This window comes from Endozoicomonas ascidiicola (assembly GCF_001646945.1).
In the GTDB taxonomy this organism is placed as follows: Bacteria; Pseudomonadota; Gammaproteobacteria; order Pseudomonadales; family Endozoicomonadaceae; genus Endozoicomonas; species Endozoicomonas ascidiicola.
This window is the reverse complement of sequence record NZ_LUTV01000004.1, coordinates 131,075-149,300: the sequence shown is the minus strand read 5'-3', so window position 1 is coordinate 149,300 and position 18,226 is coordinate 131,075. Positions and strand designations below refer to the sequence as shown.

Annotated in this window: 15 protein-coding genes; 5 read left to right on the top strand and 10 right to left on the bottom strand. The window is 46.1% G+C overall.

Annotated features, from left to right (window positions below; genetic code table 11):
* The first annotated feature begins 116 nt into the window (after positions 1–116).
* On the top strand, positions 117–2,234 hold the full coding sequence (locus AKL11_RS11430) for a hypothetical protein (RefSeq protein ID WP_157673521.1): 2,118 nt from the start codon (positions 117–119) through the stop codon (positions 2,232–2,234).
* A gap of 64 nt (positions 2,235–2,298) precedes the next feature.
* Here AKL11_RS11430 and AKL11_RS11425 read toward each other — a convergent pair whose 3' ends face one another.
* A complete protein-coding gene (locus AKL11_RS11425; protein ID WP_067517502.1) occupies positions 2,299–3,483 on the bottom strand; it encodes an iron-containing alcohol dehydrogenase in 1,185 nt (394 codons plus the stop codon).
* The gene (locus tag AKL11_RS11420; RefSeq protein ID WP_157673520.1) at positions 3,480–4,010 is read right to left on the bottom strand and encodes a hypothetical protein; all 531 of its coding nucleotides are present in this window, start codon (positions 4,008–4,010) and stop codon (positions 3,480–3,482) included. The genes AKL11_RS11425 and AKL11_RS11420 overlap by 4 nt, the downstream gene beginning before the upstream one ends.
* A gap of 158 nt (positions 4,011–4,168) precedes the next feature.
* Here AKL11_RS11420 and AKL11_RS11415 point away from each other — a divergent pair, with 158 nt between their 5' ends.
* Together AKL11_RS11415 and AKL11_RS11410 are read left to right on the top strand one after the other, a co-directional pair.
* On the top strand, positions 4,169–5,428 hold the full coding sequence (locus tag AKL11_RS11415; protein ID WP_157673519.1) for a DsbA family protein: 1,260 nt from the start codon (positions 4,169–4,171) through the stop codon (positions 5,426–5,428).
* Between the two features lie 75 nt (positions 5,429–5,503).
* A complete protein-coding gene (locus tag AKL11_RS11410; RefSeq protein ID WP_067517494.1) occupies positions 5,504–6,109 on the top strand; it encodes a glutathione S-transferase family protein in 606 nt (201 codons plus the stop codon).
* A gap of 42 nt (positions 6,110–6,151) precedes the next feature.
* On the opposite strand, the gene AKL11_RS11405 is transcribed toward AKL11_RS11410, so the two are convergent.
* The 8 genes from AKL11_RS11405 to glmU form a co-directional block, all read right to left on the bottom strand.
* Positions 6,152–6,433 (bottom strand): SemiSWEET transporter, encoded by a 282-nt coding sequence (locus AKL11_RS11405; protein ID WP_067517493.1) that lies wholly within the window; start codon positions 6,431–6,433, stop codon positions 6,152–6,154.
* A gap of 134 nt (positions 6,434–6,567) precedes the next feature.
* Positions 6,568–6,759, bottom strand: a complete 192-nt coding sequence (locus AKL11_RS11400) for a hypothetical protein (protein ID WP_067517492.1) — start codon at positions 6,757–6,759, stop codon at positions 6,568–6,570.
* Positions 6,760–6,872: 113 nt separating this feature from the next.
* Entirely contained in the window at positions 6,873–7,532 is a 660-nt protein-coding gene (locus AKL11_RS11395; protein WP_172807276.1) for a hypothetical protein, read from the bottom strand.
* Between the two features lie 336 nt (positions 7,533–7,868).
* Positions 7,869–8,978 carry an AAA family ATPase gene (locus AKL11_RS11390; protein ID WP_067517490.1) on the bottom strand — a complete coding sequence of 370 codons (1,110 nt, stop codon included), beginning with the start codon at positions 8,976–8,978 and terminating at the stop codon, positions 7,869–7,871.
* Positions 8,971–10,131, bottom strand: a complete 1,161-nt coding sequence (locus AKL11_RS11385) for a DUF262 domain-containing protein (protein ID WP_067517488.1) — start codon at positions 10,129–10,131, stop codon at positions 8,971–8,973. The genes AKL11_RS11390 and AKL11_RS11385 overlap by 8 nt, the downstream gene beginning before the upstream one ends.
* Positions 10,132–10,232: 101 nt before the next feature.
* A complete protein-coding gene (locus AKL11_RS11380; protein WP_067517486.1) occupies positions 10,233–12,335 on the bottom strand; it encodes a DUF262 and DUF1524 domain-containing protein in 2,103 nt (700 codons plus the stop codon).
* 210 nt (positions 12,336–12,545) lie between these two features.
* Complete coding sequence (gene glmS / locus AKL11_RS11375) at positions 12,546–14,378, bottom strand: glutamine--fructose-6-phosphate transaminase (isomerizing) (protein WP_067517484.1); 1,833 nt, start codon at positions 14,376–14,378, stop codon at positions 12,546–12,548.
* Between the two features lie 31 nt (positions 14,379–14,409).
* Positions 14,410–15,786, bottom strand: a complete 1,377-nt coding sequence (glmU, locus tag AKL11_RS11370) for a bifunctional UDP-N-acetylglucosamine diphosphorylase/glucosamine-1-phosphate N-acetyltransferase GlmU (protein WP_067518431.1) — start codon at positions 15,784–15,786, stop codon at positions 14,410–14,412.
* Between the two features lie 371 nt (positions 15,787–16,157).
* Between glmU and AKL11_RS11365 the strand changes: the two genes are divergently transcribed.
* Both AKL11_RS11365 and AKL11_RS11360 read left to right on the top strand, forming a co-directional pair.
* Positions 16,158–16,898 (top strand): TrmB family transcriptional regulator, encoded by a 741-nt coding sequence (locus tag AKL11_RS11365; protein ID WP_067518429.1) that lies wholly within the window; start codon positions 16,158–16,160, stop codon positions 16,896–16,898.
* Positions 16,899–16,963: 65 nt separating this feature from the next.
* Positions 16,964–17,878 (top strand): nucleoside-specific channel-forming Tsx family protein, encoded by a 915-nt coding sequence (locus AKL11_RS11360; RefSeq protein ID WP_067517483.1) that lies wholly within the window; start codon positions 16,964–16,966, stop codon positions 17,876–17,878.
* Positions 17,879–18,226 lie beyond the last annotated feature (348 nt).

Genomic DNA, 18,226 nt, shown 5'->3' with positions numbered 1-18,226 from the left:
GAACGTCATACACCGCAACAACTTTATTGGCACTACAGATCAACTTAATCGGAACTTTGGCTCGCCTAAATAGTCTACTAAGCAAATGAACAAAAACAATTTGGAAAGGCTATACAATGACTCTCAATGTTGGAGATTTTAATTCGCTTCCGGCTACCTCTTCCCAAAGCCAGCAAAGTACACCGAATACCCCACCACAATCATTACGTCATATTCCTGGAGATTATTCATCAACACATCAAACGCCTATTAATCAAAGGACTATAGCCAGACTAAACAGTGTATCCATAAAGGAAAACAGCCAAACCTTACCCGACAACTCTACCGGCCCTGTTGTCGAAAGTGCCGTTAGGCTCTACCAGAAGACGATACCGGATAGTGAATGCTTATCAGAGTGTTTTAACGCAGCAGAGAAGCTCTATGCTCAACTGTCCAGCATCAGAACCATGGCGGGTATGGATGGAGTGGGATTAAAAAGTTGCAGCGAGCAACTCAAACCAATCCAAGATGATTTACAGAAACAATTCAACAGTATTGTTGGGATAATGCATATCATCGAGATTGAATACCCCCTAGATCAATTTCCTGAAACCGATTTTTCAAATCAGACAGCTCAAGCTTTTCACAGGCTATTCAGTAAAACGTTGGAAGCATTACTGCTCAAAATTGAACTGGATCTGCAGATTGAGAGCGCCGCGCGTGCTAATTACCGCAGCTACGAGCCATCATTTAAAAGCTTTGGCTATCAAATTGATCAGATGATGAAATGTCTGTCTCCCCGGTTATCATCTTATTTGACTGACTACTCACTACAGAATCGACCAAGAGCCAATACGCTGTCTGTGGAACTAACCAAGCTCAAAGATTACGTCAATCTAAATAAAAGACAGGAGTCTTATCAAAAAATTGATGATCCGGAGCTGGAGCGCGCCGTCCGTCTGTTAAATCGTTTTCAACCTGCAAAAGATTATACGCTTCCTCAATACAATCGATTTCAGATGCTGGCTGAGCGAATTATCGTTGAATCATGTCGCTCTGGTCGATACGGCCTTTCGCCTGCAATGATCGCATCTCCGGACGAAACGCTCCAGAAAATCGAACAGATCATTAACTTTAAAGATACAACCTCCGTCAATTTCAGCAAAACCCCCAAGACCAATGAAGAACTGTCCAGAATGCTGGTACTGGCCTTTATGAAACTACGGGGAAAACCGACAGCAACCATACAAAAAGCACCTTCCCTGGTGCGTTATCTGACAGGAAAATGCTGTGACTCAACAATACTAAAACAAGGCTTGATAGAACTGCGTAGCACCACACACTGGGAATGTAATTGCGGTGAGAGCTTCAAAAAACGGATTAACAGTGCAATTAATAACTCTCAAAATCTGATCGAATTCAAACAATATCTGGATGGCTGGATGATCAAAGAAAATCTGGGGAATACCAATCTCTCTGTGCAACCTGAATTCGAAGTCTTTCATCTGGTTTCTGCTTTTAGAGGGGGACATATTGCCTATGGCAACCCATACCGTCAGGTGATCGAAACGTTAAGCCGCATTCCTTCTCACTGTCAGGCCATGCTGAATCATCTTTTTGGTACTTGCCAGGAGCTTATTGATGAAAACCCAAAACAGCATAAGGATTTCCAGCAAAGCGACCTGTTTTCTTACTTGCAGGCACTGAGTGCTGAGGGCAATGGGATAAGCGATATCACTATGGAATATGAAGACAGAGGGCAACTTAACCTTGTAATTCATCAACCGAATGGAACTATAAAATCAATTCCCACAGCAATTATGAATCCAGATGGAAAACCTTTTATCCCCTCGCCGATGAATGCGATGCAGCTGATCTTTGGTCCGATAAAAGCTATACCATTGGCCATTGAATCAGGCAGTAAAGCAGCCACCTACGATGCAAAGACCGGTTACCATCAATCAACGTATTCAAACCGAGCACAGTTAAAACATAAGCATCTTCAGGGATTGTGTGCACAAAAGAGACAAGCATTGGAGCTGCCTGTCATTAAACACCAGCTAACGGCAGGCTCCCCTGATGTGGAAGCTATGTATCTTCAAGCTAGCAACCGGAAAAGCATTGAGGCAAGGACTACTGGTGATCATCCATTGCCACTTATGAATACTGTTCAGAGTCCTCAAGCATTAGGAAGCTCGGAAAGCGGCTTGAAGTTTAATTGGGATCACTTTGCCGAACGTCGCGATGTCACTTAAATTGAACGATTGAACAGAAAATAATCCACGCATCGAAAACGTGGATTATTAAGGCTGAATAATGCTACCAGGCAGCTTTTAGCAATCCCAACACCTGCTCATAACTGGCATCAACCCGGTTATAAAGAAGCGCACCATCATCAATGCTCATACGAGCAATGTCTTCTAACTGAGTCTCATCTACCTTACCGGTTTCCGACAGGGTTCTTGCCAGGCCAGTTTTCTCAAAGAGTTCATCCCGCAAAGTTTTGATCACTTCAATTGCTTTGCTTGCTCGTTGGTCTGCCGCTGTCTGGCTATACACTTCACTGCCCGCCAATGGTAAAAGCAGCTCTGCAATGTTGTCATTGCACTCCTTAACATTGTACTCAAGCACGTAGGGCAGCATGATGCTCATGCAAACGCCGTGAGGCGAATGAGTGATTGCGCCAATAGAATGACCAATGGCGTGCACCAAACCCACCATTGAGTTTGAAAAGGCGACCCCTGCCATGCAGGCAGCTTCTGCCAACTTCAGGCGGGCGTGAGCATTATTGGGTTCCGCAAGCGTAACCGGCAGGTTTTCTTGAATACTTTTGATCGCCGCAACGGAATAGGCGTCACTGATCGGGTTTTTCGCCGTTCCAAGAAACGATTCCACCGCATGAGTCAGCGCATCCATCACGGTGGCGGCCGTAATGTGTGGTGGTAGCGTCAAGGTCATTCTTGGATCAAGCACTGCCACATCCGGCATCAGAAATGCGGAAGCAAAAGGTACTTTACGACCACTGACGTCATCACGAATCACCGCTACCCGCGTCACTTCCGAACCTGTGCCGGCAGTCGTGGGTAAAATAAATAAAGGATTCAGGCGTCGAGTCAGCGCACCCGCACCACTGTAGGCCAACAGATCATCACCACCTTCAGAAACCAGAATATTCACGGCTTTGGAAGTATCAATAACGGAACCACCACCAATAGCAATAATACCGTCAGCACTACTCTCCCGGTACATTTTCGCGATATTAGTGACGACTGTCGTTGAAGAATCCGGAGGAACATCACTGTAAACACCGGCAATCGGCACTTCGCTGACTACCAGAGAACGTTTCACTGGTTCCACCAGCCCAACACTGACAACACCGGCATCGGTAATGATCAGAGGCTTTTTAACACCAAGGCTCGCCAGTTCGTAAGGCATATGTTCAAGCGCTTCGGTACCCGCAACAATTTTCACTGAACTGTGGAATTCGTAGTAACTGCGGCTCATTTTTTATTCCCCATTACAAATCCGGCCGTCACGCCCAGATAAATCTTCGTAGCACCCACCAGCTTTTCCATCAGCGATACCGATGGATAATGTCGCATAATTCGTCGAGCAATCAGTTTGGGCAGCGTCAGTACTTCCAAGCGTTCAAAGCAACGCACCAGTTTCATAGACGCAGGAATATCACCATCAACAACCATACGTTCCCGGGCAAACGCTTCAGTGGTACCTTCTTGAAAAGAGAGAGTGCCAAAAGCGTGACCAAGATGCTTAAACTGGATATCCACATCCGGCCTATTGGCAAGGGCTGCAACCTTTACCAGCCGCCCGTTGTCTTTGCGCATATGCAATACCGGACCATTAGGGGCAACACCCATGGAAAAGGTAAATCCGTCTCTCAATGCTGCGGTTTCTTTGCTGATGGTCTTATCACTGCTACTGGCTTTTGCAAGCCCATGACCAAGGAAGGCCAACATAAAACGCACATAAAGTCGTTTCATACGCCAGAAAATAGGAAGGGAGGGTGACACTGGATACTCCTGCCAGCGGATCGCCGTGCGGTGGTTGTTATTGTTATGTGGGCACATCTTATCTTATTTTTCCTTCGATGCACCATGTCTGTGCTCCTTGTTTTCTGTTAGCGTGAGATAAAAAAATAATAATGGTTTTCACAGTGAAGAGATTGTTAATGCCCTGGGTCGCAAGACTGCTTTCGAGTAATGGTTTTCTGAAAACCAAACGCGCATTCTTTGCGGCAAAAAGACATCTGCAGAATAAAGAAAAGACATTAGACGTATATCTTTCAATTTCAGACCCTTATAGCTATTTACTGATTCAGGTTCTGCCAACACTCATCGAACGGCTTCATGTGAAAGCGAAAATCATCATTGTTCGTGATAAGCAGCCGGAGATGTTTCCAAAGGAAAATCAGTGGCAAACAAACGCCACTAATGATGCCCGGCATCTGGCTAAACTGTATCAACTGACTTACCCCATAAACCCACCAGCTGCGTTAGACATTGATGTCATCAACCATTACACCGTTCAACTGCTAAAAGCCGCTAATAACATCGACCGCTGCCAAACTCTTTTCGACCAATATTGGCACAATGAACCAATTAGTCATCGTATTGCTCTCGATGCAACACAGCATGCAACGCTACTAGACAACCAGAAACGGCAACAAAAGCAGGGGCACTATTCCAGCGCCATGATTTACTTTGAAGGCGAGTGGTACTGGGGACTGGATCGACTCATTCATCTTGAACATAGGCTGGCTGTCCATCAAGCCAGTGCCAACTTATTCAATCGCCAGAATAATGGCTTTCTGCAGAGAGCACCTCACGCTAACTCTCTTGGTCAAACAATCACCATGTACTATTCTGCCCGAAGCCCATACTCATATCTTGGGCTGGAAAAGGCAGTAAAGCTTTGCAGACAGCATCAGTGTCGTCTTGAGATTAAACCGGTTTTACCCATGTTAATGCGCGGGCTTCAAGTGCCCCATGCAAAGAAAATGTATATTTTTAACGACACACGACGTGAAGCTGAACTTGCTGATATTCCTTACGGCTATGTCGCCGATCCACTGGGTAAAGCCGTTGAGAATTGTTATGCCTTATTTGACTACGCATGCGAACAGAACAAAGAGATCGATTTTCTGCTGTCGTTTGGTCGAGCAGTAAACAGTCAGGGAATGGATGCCAGCAGCAGCCACGGAATACGGAAAATTGTCGAACGCTGCGGGCTGGACTGGGAAAAAGCACAGCCATTACTGGAAACCACACACTGGCACCATTGGGCAGAGCAAAACCAGCAAGCACTGTCAGAACTGGGTCTCTGGGGCGTGCCTTGTTTCCAATATCGTGATCTGGTGACGTGGGGTCAGGATAGGCTCTGGTTAATTGAGCAAGCCCTGCAAAATCAAACGACAGTTTGGCGAAACTGAATCATTGTGTCGTGTTACCATTTTAAAAGCTCACTTTTATAAACAAAACCAAGTTCAGCTGTCGAAGGTACTCTTATGATTAAAGTTCACCATCTGGAACAATCCCGATCTACTCGTGTTCTGTGGCTTTTAGAAGAGATCGGTGTCGAGTATCAGCGAATAGATTATCAGCGAGACCCACAAACTCGACTGGCGCCACATTCCATGAGAGAAGTTCATCCTCTGGGTAAGGCACCGATTGTAGAAGACAACGGATTACTACTGGTGGAATCTGCCGCAATACTTGAATACTTGCTGGATCAGTACGCACCCGATCAACTTCGTCCAGCGAAAGGCTCACCAGAATATTATGTATACCAACAGTGGATGCACTTTGTAGAAGGGTCCGCTATGTTGCCGGTGTTGTTAAAACTGTTTCTGGGGGAGATGGAGGATCAGTCTGCGCCTGTTTTTGGTTATGCACAGAAAGAGTTTGAACTGGACTTTGGATACATCAACAGCACCCTGCAATCTTCCTCTTACCTTGCTGGCGAAGATTTCACTGCGGCGGATATCATGATGGTGAATACTCTGCTCTTTGCCAAAAACCTTAGCATGTTGGAAAACTACCCTGCGATTCAGGCGTATATACAGAGAATTTCTGAGCGACAGGCATTTCAAACGGCTTTGTCATTTGGCTAAAAGTTTTTTTAACCAGCTCCGAGAAGGAGCTGGTCATTTTATTTACACATTATCGACTTGCCTTGCCCGCATAATATCTCTGACCTTCAAAATCAGAATCATACTCGACAGAATCAGAGTAATCAGATTAGCAATGATAATCGGGGCTTCGTCCAGTGTAATCCCGTAAATCAGCCAGAAAAAAACACCTGTAACAAAAATGGAATACATCCCCAAAGAAATTGACCGGGTGTCTTTTGTTTTCAGAATATGCAACACCTGAGGCACAAATGAATAGGTTGTGCAGAAGGCCGCGATATACCCCAAGTAGGCTAAATCATCCATAATTATCTCTCTTATGGCTCCATTCCGTAGAGCCTAGTGAACGTGGTGTACTCATCAATGTATCACCCAGTGACCTATGGTGGTGAAAACAATCACAAATCTGTGTGATCAATCACGTCTCACTTTTACCAACATTAGTGATGAAGAATTACCTTTTTCAGGGCTTTCTGGAGCCTGCTGAACAGGATGACATCAGTACGATTGTCTCGACCAAATGTACCTTCATCACCAAAAACCTCATCCCAGCAGACAGCTGTCTCCCAATTCATGGATTCAAAGAGGTTGATGGCTGATTGCTCTACAAGAAGGTCTTCGGTGTAGGTCATCCTTGGGTTCCAGGAGATTAATACGACATCCTCATTCTATCCTTGCCGGGGATGCATATTTTCGAGACCTGAGTAATATTTTTTACAACTATTTATCCATTCTAAAGGAATGCCTAAAGCGGAAGGTGTGCCCCCAAATAAGCTACATAGATAGTCTTTTCAGATGACTCCGGGTAAAAATGAAGCCTATAACCATCGGGCAGTGTCACATGGTTCTGGCAATTCACTTTCACGCCTTTAGGTAACCAGAACTCGCGTTCCTTTCTTTTTCTGGGATCGTTGTTTACTGATGGTGACTCACCACTCACTTTTGCGGAAAGGCCACAGGTGGCAAGATGCTCATGCTGATAGTCAGTAAATTCTCCTGCTTTCCATCTGCGGGCAAAGTCATTCATACACAAGAGGGTTTCTCTGACTTTACTGAGAATGTCTGCTCTATGTCCCCAGGTCCTCAGCTGAGCCCCGAAGTCATCGATGAACTCTAAGCTATCAAAGAATTCTCTGCGCTTACTCCAAAGTTCTTTGCCCGTTGCCAGCTGTTCTGTCCTACGATTTTCCAGTGCCCCCTTGTGGAATACCAAAGACTCATATGAAAAAATATTGCCAAGACTCACCTCAGTCTCAGAAAAATCATCCTCGTTCTCGTCTATATTCAGCACCCAGGCTTGAAGCTCACTATTCATCCATTTTTCAGAACTTGGGAGACTGATTAAAAAAGAGTTATAAAAATGGCTCGCAAGAAGCGCTGATAGACCAGCTGACTCGCCTTTCAACCCAACCTCTCTGCAGTAGCCAATCTTTTTGAGATCAACCTCCGTTAATAAAGGTTGTCTGGTTTGCAGACTGCGGAAAGCTTGTACAACCTCTCTCAAATTACTGTCGGAAACAGCTTCGTCATACCAGTTTCTCCAAGCATAACTTGGAGCCAACTGCACCTGAAACCAGTTTGGGTCCATGCTCTCATCAAGTAGCATCAGGTTATAGCCATAACCCCTGCAGTGTAGCGTCACCCGGATAAACTCTGGTATTGCTGCCCTGGCACTGGATTGACTGTCAAACGGGAGAGAATGGTGGTTAAAAACCAATACCTGGCTCATACAACACCTTATTTATAGAAGCCTATCCAACTGTTTATCCCACTCATCAAAGAAACCATTTGGCCACTCATCAATACGGCCCAGATCATCAATCTTTGGTTTTCGAATGTGCGATGCGTGCTCACTCCCCTCATGTTCTCGCTCAAGGAAAAACAAGCTCACAGCTTCTTTTGGGGCAAGACCTTCTTTGATGGCAACACGGACGCCATTCAGGAAGTGATCAGAATGGGACTCTACTATTAGCTGAATACCTGATTGTGCAGCCAACGTACATAACCGTCCCATGACTGCCTGGCCTGCAGGATGCAAATGGGACTCAGGGTTCTCAATAATTAGCAAGTCACCCAGTCTGGCTCGTAAAATACTGGTAACCACCGGAAGTACATAGCTCAAACCAAAGCCTACGTTCTGAGGTTTAAACTCATTAGTTGTCTCATTTCCCTGTACAAAGGCAAAGCTCAGGGTCGCGGAGTTGTATTGTGGCAAAGCTTCAGTTTTGACCTTGAGCCCAGGTGCGATTCCAGACATCCAGGCATCAATGTTGGCCAGCAAATCATTAGAACCGGCAGAGGGGTGAATAAGGGCTTTATTTTCAAGAGGCTGGTCAGCATGGTCAGCGATGTAATGAACAGTATATTCCCCTTGGTTGCCTAGAGAATTCAGCTCATTAATGTGAAACTCAGAGAGTTCATGGTGACTTTTGGGGGCGACCCTGTCAGCACTGAGGTATTGAAAATTTTGATTAAAAAGGCTCAGCTCATCAGGCTTATCTACCGATATTTCACTTTGTACGGGTAGCAAGTCAGACTTCGCAGCATAATCAAACACAAAAGCTGCAGCATCTTCCCGCTCAGACCACTTAACCGTAAAGTATATGGCTTCTTCTTCGCTCTCTTGGGAGAGAACATCTCGCCCTGTTCCGAGAGACGCATAATCGCCTTTAAGCAATAGTCCTTTTGAAAAGAGAACATTCCTCTCATAGGACTGCCGCAATAGCAGCAGTGTTTGTATGAGAGAGGATTTTCCCATGCCGTTTAGACCAGAACAGATGTTCAGATGAGATAATGGAAACCCACCGGTCAACAGTGTTTTAAAGTTTTTGACATGCAAATATTCAAGCATCACTGTTCTCCCTCAAAATCTGATCAAGTAAGTTTTTTACTCGCTCATGCCGTATCCTCACATTCTCAACTTTCTGGGTGCTGTAAGTAATAGCATTGAAGAACTCTGTATCATCTTTAAGTAATTCGCGATTACGGGCTTTAACTACATCCCTGCTGGACTCCAGTATGGCAAACTCCTCAGGCTCATATCGTCCAAGGCAAACAGACCAAACCTCAAACAGAGTGCTGCTTTTTCGCTTCTGTTTTTGAGATCCATCAAGTATTTTCAAGAAAGCATCATCTCCCAGCAAACGGTTGCAGCGCTCAATTGCAGTGTCAAACAGGCACTTCATGCTTGCCAATTCTGCATCGGTTTTCTGTTTGATCTCTTCCAGCATGTCATCAAGAAATGCTGTAATGTTCTTTTTACTGGTTTGGAAGTCGTGTTGAAAAAAAGCAAAGAATCTTAGCACATGCTCCTGGTCACTCATGCGGCGGGACTGGTCGCCCATTGTCATAATGAGATGTTGGTTTTCTGCACATTTTTTCAGAAAATCCCGCTCTCTTGGCTTAGCCATTGCATGCCGTATTTCCTGGTTGTTCAGAGTCAGCCCACCCGTGTTGATGCGCTGGAAAATACTGTATTTAACTTCTGTTGGTGTAGTTGGTCTAATTTGATAAGTCGTGACCTGACACTCCTTCAGACGTCGCTTGTAAACGCGAGGTAATTCATCATAGGTCTTACCTTTGAGTTCCTTAGACAGAAATTCCAGCCCATGCAATCTCAGTGGCTTCTCTTTATCTATTACAAATCTTCGTATAGCAGAAAGTCGCTGCAATCCATCAACAACCAGCCACTTATCTTCATCACTGGCATCAAAATAAAAAGCGGGTAGAGGCAATCTGATCAATATTGATTCAATCAAACGACTCATCTTGTTAGGAGACCAAAGGTCAGCACGGCGCTGAAAATCAGTATTCAGATCTATCTCTTCATGCTCTATACGCTCAATTAAGCTATCCATAGAAACGGGAGAGACAGCTATATCAATCTCGCTGGGATTGAATGGTTGCATCTGATTATCGGGGTTGGAATCGTTATCCTCACCCTCAGATTCAAACTGTTCTTCTTCCAGTAAAATGGTGTTTTCCTCGTCCTGACTGGCTGACATTTCTGTCTCCTAAATATCTTTGGCAAGAGCTATTACGACATGCTCTCACAGTTTGGCCGCATAAGAAATTTACCAATGCGCCCAAATGAAATCAGACTATTTTAGCCTTCCCCAACCTGCAAATCCAAAGCCTGCTGAACCAGCTCCATCACATAATCCAGCTCAGAAACATCTGACAGTTTGACCTCAACTTCACCATTCCCCCAGCGCCCGAGATTGCTAATATCTTTACAGCGGTTCTGCGGGTCAACCAGCTGGTCAAACTTCATATTCAAAGACAGGCGCAGGCCGGATGCCTGGGGTACAACATCAACAAAATTGGTGTCCAGCTTGAACGCGACGTACTTCTTCAGAAACTCCTCCGTTACCTCTTCATCCAGTTCCATTACCTGAGTTTTGAATTTCTGGTAAAGGGACTTCATTGGCTCTTTGTTGAGGTAAGGGTGGTCTTCAAGGCTGTAAGCAGATTTCACTTCTGGCTGTCGATAGGACACAAGAGTTTCTTCATCCAACTCAGGGCAGGGCCAGACTTTCACCATGGTATCGCTAAGTTCTTTCGCTCGCTCCAGAATTGCAGCCTCATTCCAGGTAGGGCACTTTGCCAGATACTTGTTCAGCCGCAACGGGCTGTCAGCAAAACCGCCTTCTATCGTTTGTTTCTCATGGAATGGTTTATCACTCAGCTCTGAGTTGTAGCCTGTCAGGGTCAGGTTGCCCAGAGTGTGCAGATAGGTGTCGTGAACGTCCTGCCAGTTCTCGCCGAGCTCATCCCGCCATTTTTGGGATAGCTCCGGGTTTTGCGGCATCACATGTTCAATGGTGTAATCGGTCACCTGAACCGGCTCTTTGCGCTTATAGTTTTCCAACCGCCGCAACCAGTAGGACTTGCTCCGAATATTGTACATATCCTTGGTTTCCAGGGAGCGTTTGAACTCGTCATCCAATGGCATACGACGATTGCCTGTCAACAACAGGAACGCGGCCTTGAAACTCTCTACATAGCGGTCTTTCTTTAAATCTTTGCTGAAACGGGCAAAGGTTTTATTCATGGAATTGGTTGGAATCCAGCACACCAGGCGGCGGAAGGCATAGCTTTCAATATAACGAACACATTCCACAAACTCCTCCAGCTTGAGTACCTTGTGGTCGTAGTCGTTATACATCTCAAGAACCAGTGGGTAAGCTACATCTATTTTGTAGGCGTTTAAATCTTTGAACGCCCGCTTCAGTGAGGGTTCTTCTTCCGTACCCAGAACAAAAGCCACATAGTAGGAGGAATAGCGGTAAACATCGGCCACAATATCCTGAATGCTCTCAGTACTGTGCAACACGTAGGCCTTAAAGCCCTCATACACGGCATCCTGCCGGGGTGTACTGCCTGTTTTTATGGTGAGAAAGTCACGCATAAAAGCATTAAACCGCCAGCTGTGTTCCCCATGCCCAAAGTTTTTCTCCATGGGGAACCAGTAGTCTTCGTAGAGGCGTTTCTGCTCCTTGATATCCTGTTTCATCAACACATAGTTACGAATGAGATCTGCCTGACTGAGCGCCAGACCGGTTGAGTTCAGGCTCTCGAAAATTAGCTGAGGATCGTCTTTGTCCTTATCCAGAGCGATATCAACAATAATCAGCTTCTGAAGCCCTTTGTAGATAAGCCCAAGCTCTTCCTCGCTCAGTCTGGCCAGCTTATCGGCAAAGTTAAGATAGTTTCTCTCCACTCGGTGAGAAGTTTCCTCTTTGAACGCTGTTTTGCCATCGACAATCTGGTGAAGAGCCTCATTATCACTCTTGGTGAGAACCAGTTTGTAATAGAGCTCTCCATCTTCCTCTGCATTGCAGAGATAATAGTTTTTCAGCTTCTTCGGATTAGTGCCTTCAATGATCACCTTCTGTTCGGCACTCTTGTTGCGACGGTCGATCTCGTGGGAGAGCGCAGCAATCAGCAGGCTGGTAGAAGTCAGACGCTGCTGACCATCAATCACCAGCAGCTGTGGTACATCGCTATGACTATAGAGGCTGCGCTCTACATACACGACCGAACCGATAAAGTGCCCTTCAAGGTTGGTAGCACCCGCTCGATAGATATCGTTCCATAGCTGTTCACACTGGGCAGCCGTCCAGCTGTATTGGCGCTGGTAGATGGGAATAATAAACTGGGCAGACTTCTGCAAAAACTTGAAAAGTCGTGTTTCCGTGGCTTTCATGGTGTCGTCCTTTACAGCTGGATTTGGCCGGAGATGAGTTTGGGGAGGAGCATGTCGCGTTGCTCTTTAAGGTTTGTAGCCGGTCTATCTGCTCAAGATCAGAAGAAGTTCACGACAAAGTGATCGGAGAGTTTATCTACCGAAAACATTATCAACTCTTCTGAACCTTTACCAAACTTTACCCGTTTTTTCAGCTCGCAGCCTTCGAAATTATTCGACAGTCACCGATTTCGCCAGATTTCGCGGCTGATCCACATCCGTCCCTTTAATCACTGCCACATAATACGACAGAAGTTGTAGAGGAACCGTGTAAACAATCGGCGCAATAATTTCTGGTGATGCTTCTACCGGGAGAACCTGAACACCTTCGCCATTTTTCAAGCTGGCATTTCGATCGGCAAACACAAACAGCTGACCACCTCTCGCACGAACTTCTTCCATATTGGATTTCAGTTTTTCCAGCAGATCATTGTTGGGGGCAACCACGATGACAGGCATGTCATTGTCGATCAGCGCCAACGGGCCATGCTTGAGTTCACCGGCGGCATAGGCTTCTGCGTGAATGTAAGAGATTTCCTTGAGCTTTAGCGCACCTTCCATGGCAATAGGGTACTGAGAGCCACGGCCAAGGAACAGACTGTGATGTTTGTCCGCAAACGCTTCTGCCATCTTCTCAATATCATCGCTCATGGATAGCGTGCTTTTCAGAATCTGTGGCAGTGCCTTTAGTGCTGATACGACAGATGCCTCTTGTTCTGCCGTCATGCCCGTATGGCGACCTACGGCAGTCACCAGCAGCAGCAGATTTGCCAGCTGAGTGGTAAATGCTTTGGTGGAAGCCACACCAATCTCTGCGCCGGCATGGGTCATTAAAGCCATATCAGATTCACGCACCATGGATGAACCGGGTACGTTACAAATCGCCAGGGTAGCCATGTAGCCCAGCTCTTTAGCCAGTTTAAGCGCCGCCAGGGTATCGGCAGTTTCACCGGATTGAGAAAGCGTGATGAACAAGCAGTCTTCTGGCACAAAGAATTTCCGATAACGGAATTCAGAGGCGATTTCTACACGACACGGGATGCCTGCCAACTCTTCAAACCAGTACCGTGCGACCATTGCTGAGTTATAGCTGGTGCCACAGGCAACAATTTGAACGGCACGGGTACGATTCAGCAGTTCCTGCCCTTCTTTACCCAGAACACTCAGATTCACCTGATGTTCACCCAGACGACCTTCCAGCGTATTTGTGAGCGCTTCTGGCTGCTCATGAATCTCTTTGAGCATGTAGTGGCGATATTGACCTTTATCACCGGCATCGTGCTCAATCTCACTGTCTCTCGCCTCACGCTCTACCGGATGACCGTTGTTATCAAGAACCGTAACGTCGGTACGAGTCACTTCTGCAACATCACCTTCTTCCAGATACATAAAACGACGGGTGACCGGGAACAGTGCCAGTTGATCAGAGGCTATGAAGTTTTCACCAAGACCCAGACCAATCACCAGCGGGCTGCCAGAGCGGGCAACAATCAGTCGGTCTGAATCCGTTCGATCCATCACCACCATGCCATAAGCGCCTTCTAGCTGTGTTACTGTGCGCTGAACAGCTTCCAACAGTGTGCCGCCTTTCTGTTGTTCGTGGTTTACTAAGTGAACAATGACTTCTGTATCCGTACCCGAAGTGAACTCAAAGCCTTCGTTCTGCAATAAAGCTCTCAGGGTTTCGTGATTTTCGATGATGCCATTGTGCACCACAACGAAACGATCACCCGAAACGTGTGGGTGTGCATTGCGTTCACTGGGTTCACCGTGAGTCGCCCAGCGGGTATGAGCAATGCCAGTGCCGCCATGAACAGGGCTCTGGGAAACGGCATCCGTCAATTCTGCAACCTTGCCAATACGGCGTACACGATGCAGCTCATCACTGTTATTAACGACCGCAAGGCCGGCAGAGTCATAACCTCGATACTCAAGACGACGAAGGCCTTCTAATAATATTTCAGCCACATCCCTTTGCGCTACGGCACCGACAATCCCACACATAGTGTTAACCTTTTACTAATTCAATAATCAATTAATGCTTTTTAACCGGACGCTGCCAGCCATCGAGATTGCGCTGTCGCCCGCGAGCAACGCCAAGCTGCTCATCTGGAATATCACGGGTGATGGTAGAACCTGCACCACTGGTGGCACCGCGGCCAATGGTGACCGGCGCGACCAAGGCACTGTTACTGCCAATAAAGGCGCCATCACCGATCACTGTTTTGAATTTATTCACGCCATCGTAGTTACAGGTGATGGTACCCGCACCTACATTAACGTTGTCGCCTAATTCAGCATCACCAACATAGCTCAGGTGGTTTACCTTGCTGCCTTTGCCAATAATGGATTTTTTGATTTCAACAAAGTTACCCACACGGGCCTTTTCCTGCAGCTCTGCACCCGGGCGAAGGCGAGCAAATGGTCCCACTTCACACTGTGCTGCAACCACCGCATCTTCTAGAATAGAGTTCGCTTTGATAATGGCGCCAGCACCTACCACTGAGTTGCGGATGATGCAGCCCGGTTCGATAATGACGTTATCACCCAGTACAACATTGCCTTCCAGCACAACGTTAATATCCAGAGTAATATCGTGACCCGCTTTTACTTCACCACGGATGTCCAGACGCTTTGGATCTACGACAGTGACGCCATTAATCATCAGATCCGTCGCCAGTTTTTCCTGAAGAGCGCGTTCTAATTCCATTTGTTGTATACGACTATTGACGCCTTCAACTTCAATCCGACTCTGTGGTTGAGTATTAATAACAGAAACATTCTGCTCAACAGCCATTGCCACAACATCCGTCAGGTAAAACTCACCCTGAGCATTGTTATTCTTCAGGCTGCTTATCCAATTGCTAACCTTGTTGCCAGGAATAGCCATAATGCCGGTGTTAATTTCACTGACTGCCTGCTGCTCAGGCGTTGCATCTTTTTCTTCAACGATGGCCAGAATATGGTTGGACTCATCGCGAATAATACGACCATAGCCTGATGGATTAGCCAGATTAATAGTCAGTAACCCCAGGCTGCCTATATTGCTGGTGTTAAGCAGAGAAATCAGGGAAGCAGGCTCGATCAAAGGCACATCACCATAAAGCACCAACACCACATCGGCACCTTCACAGCCGGGCAGTGCCTGCTGAACCGCATGACCTGTCCCCAACTGTTGATCCTGATGAACCCAGTTCAGGTCGTAATGACCTAGCGCTGCTTTTACCTGATCCGCACCGTGACCAACCACCACATGAATTTTACCTTCACCAACCATGCTCTGGGTGTTCTGAGCCGCCAGAATGACATGTTCCAGCATGGGTTTACCGGCAATGGTATGCAGCACTTTAGGCAGATTTGACTTCATGCGGCTGCCTTGCCCAGCCGCCAGAATGACGATATCAGCTCTCATCGTAGCCTCTTTATAAAGTGCCAGATTGAGCACTTTCTTCGGTATGTTGCGCTTCTGGTAACTCAATGAATAGCCATTCTGATCAGTCAGTTGCCGAGGAATGAGTATCCGATGGGAGTTACCAAAACCAGTATTGGTTATCCGGCATAATTAAAGCATCACGTGGCTGGTGTTAGTTGTCAGTACACTGAGCCTGTTGTGTATTGCTCACAGGGGTAAGCAATGACCGGAGTATCTTTATAAGGGTATCTTCAGCACACTAAAAGACAACCCTATTTGTCATAAAATAATTGACAAACAATTAAAAAAAGCCAATTTTATAGGATTAGCCTGCTGATTTAATGGGCTTTATAAATAATGGCAATGTGCTTATGAATCTTGATGTTCTGGAAAACCTGGGGCTCGATCAGCGGGAAATCAGCATTTATCTGGCGCTTTTGAAGCTAGGTTCGGCTTCTATTCGTGATATCGCCAGTCAGGCGAACATTAATCGCGGCACCACCTATGACACATTGAAAGGTCTGGCGGATAAAGGCGTCGTCAGTTATTTTCCGAAGGGAAAACGTCGTATCTTTTCGGCAGAGCCCCCGGAGAAGCTACTGGATCTGGCAGAAGATAAACGTCAGGCACTGGACGCCACCATTGAAGAGATGAAGCACCGGCTGATTCCCCAGTTAAACCACCTGAAGCCGGATTTTAATGCCGGTAATGTTCGCTTTTATGAAGGCGACAGTGGCATTGAGTTTGTTCTAAAGGATATTCTCAATACCGTCGCCCAACAGCCAGAAAAAACCTATTGTGTATTTTCTTCAAAGTTGATCCGGCAACATCTCTATCGCCCTTTTCCTAACTACACTCAGCAGCGCATTCGCAAGAACATCAATGTTCGGGTAATTGCTATTGGTGATGGCGGTGAAGATGCGCAACTTTCTGAACGCAAGTGGATAGATGCAAAAGGTCGTATGGATGCCAGCTATATTGCAATCTATCCGCCTAAGGTAGCGATGATCTCTCTCGGATCCAGAGACTACCCTGTTGCTGTCGTTTTGGAATCACCTGAGATTGCAGCAGCTCAGCAGATTATTTTTGAAACGTTGTGGGGAACGCTGTAATTCCCCTGCGTTTGTTCCTATCTTTTCTATACTTATGATCCTTCCCTTCAATTTGGAGGCTGATCATGAGAGCCACCGCCTACCCTTCTTTTTATACGACGATACTCGTACTTAGCCTCGCGCTTGGTTCAGGTGTTGCCAGAGCAACGGATTTCAATGATGGCAGTCCGCCCAACAATGATTTTATGTGGATGAACCTTAACTTGATGTATGCCTATAAAGAGCTGCCTCGCCAAGATCATGAGAAACATGATGGGCATGACTATTTTGAGCTGGAATTTGGTGGGCGCTCAGGCTTTTTGCAATTGTACGGTTATGTTGATGTATTTAATCTTGCCAACCAGGAAAGCAGTGATAAATACGGTAAGTCGAAAATGTTTATGAAGCTTAACCCCAGGTTTTCGGTTGCCGGTCTTTTTGACAGCCTGCCATGGGGGCCGGTGAAAGATATCTACTTTGCAACCTTGTTTAATTGGGGCGGTGGAGGAGCCACTAATTTTGGAAAGGACATAGCAGGTAACGATATTGCGCTAGCCTCTGAAGATACCAACACCTCATTCTGGGGCATTGGTACAGACATGCAGGTTCCCTGGTTTGGCCTGATGGGTTTCAATCTCTACGCCATGTACGATTTCAATTACAAAGATTGGAACGGCTATCAGGTAACGACCAACTGGTTTACTCCGTTTGTTCACTTTGACAATGGCTCATTCATCGCCTATCAAGGTTATCTTGACTATCAGTTCGGTGGCAAAACCAGTTCAAATAAAGACTCCGTACATTATGATAAAAACTTCAAAAGCAATGGCGGACAAATGTTCAATGGTCTTTATTGGCACTTCGATAAATTTGCACTTGGCTATGGACTTAAACTCTACTCAAACACTTATCTGATAAAAGATAATGGCGACTTGTTTGGCACTAAAAATACTAAATCCAGTGGTGCAAGCCATTACTTTGCTGTGAGTTATAAGTTTTAAACTCGGATAGGAATCACATTTAGTTGGGCATTACTCGTTCCCACGGTCCTCCGTGGGAATGCATATCGAACCTTCGTACATAAAAAAGTTGCAGAACCCTTCCAAAACATGGAAGAAATGATTTATTTCTCACTGGTCAGCCCAGTATGCATTCCCCCCTGTGTCAGCATAGGTGTCGCCTCTGCTGAATTTAAAACTTAAACAGGGGGGCGGTCAGTGAGTAATCAATGGCCCGCTATTCAGAAGAGTTTAAAGAGTCAATCATTCAGAAGATGATGCCGCCTAACAATGTGCCGGTTTCCCAGCTGGTAAGAGATACTGGCATCTCTGATGTGACGCTATACACTT

Excerpts from the sequence above, each read along its gene's own strand:
- AKL11_RS11430 (WP_157673521.1), top strand. The coding sequence starts at position 117 with ATGACTCTCAATGTTGGAGATTTTAATTCGCTTCCGGCTACCTCTTCC.
- AKL11_RS11425 (WP_067517502.1), bottom strand. The coding sequence starts at position 3,483 with ATGAGCCGCAGTTACTACGAATTCCACAGTTCAGTGAAAATTGTTGCG.
- AKL11_RS11415 (WP_157673519.1), top strand. The coding sequence starts at position 4,169 with ATGCCCTGGGTCGCAAGACTGCTTTCGAGTAATGGTTTTCTGAAAACC.
- AKL11_RS11410 (WP_067517494.1), top strand. The coding sequence starts at position 5,504 with ATGATTAAAGTTCACCATCTGGAACAATCCCGATCTACTCGTGTTCTG.
- AKL11_RS11405 (WP_067517493.1), bottom strand. The coding sequence starts at position 6,433 with ATGGATGATTTAGCCTACTTGGGGTATATCGCGGCCTTCTGCACAACC.
- AKL11_RS11400 (WP_067517492.1), bottom strand. The coding sequence starts at position 6,759 with ATGACCTACACCGAAGACCTTCTTGTAGAGCAATCAGCCATCAACCTC.
- AKL11_RS11390 (WP_067517490.1), bottom strand. The coding sequence starts at position 8,978 with ATGCTTGAATATTTGCATGTCAAAAACTTTAAAACACTGTTGACCGGT.
- AKL11_RS11385 (WP_067517488.1), bottom strand. The coding sequence starts at position 10,131 with ATGTCAGCCAGTCAGGACGAGGAAAACACCATTTTACTGGAAGAAGAA.
- AKL11_RS11380 (WP_067517486.1), bottom strand. The coding sequence starts at position 12,335 with ATGAAAGCCACGGAAACACGACTTTTCAAGTTTTTGCAGAAGTCTGCC.
- glmS (WP_067517484.1), bottom strand. The coding sequence starts at position 14,378 with ATGTGTGGGATTGTCGGTGCCGTAGCGCAAAGGGATGTGGCTGAAATA.
- glmU (WP_067518431.1), bottom strand. The coding sequence starts at position 15,786 with ATGAGAGCTGATATCGTCATTCTGGCGGCTGGGCAAGGCAGCCGCATG.
- AKL11_RS11365 (WP_067518429.1), top strand. The coding sequence starts at position 16,158 with ATGAATCTTGATGTTCTGGAAAACCTGGGGCTCGATCAGCGGGAAATC.
- AKL11_RS11360 (WP_067517483.1), top strand. The coding sequence starts at position 16,964 with ATGAGAGCCACCGCCTACCCTTCTTTTTATACGACGATACTCGTACTT.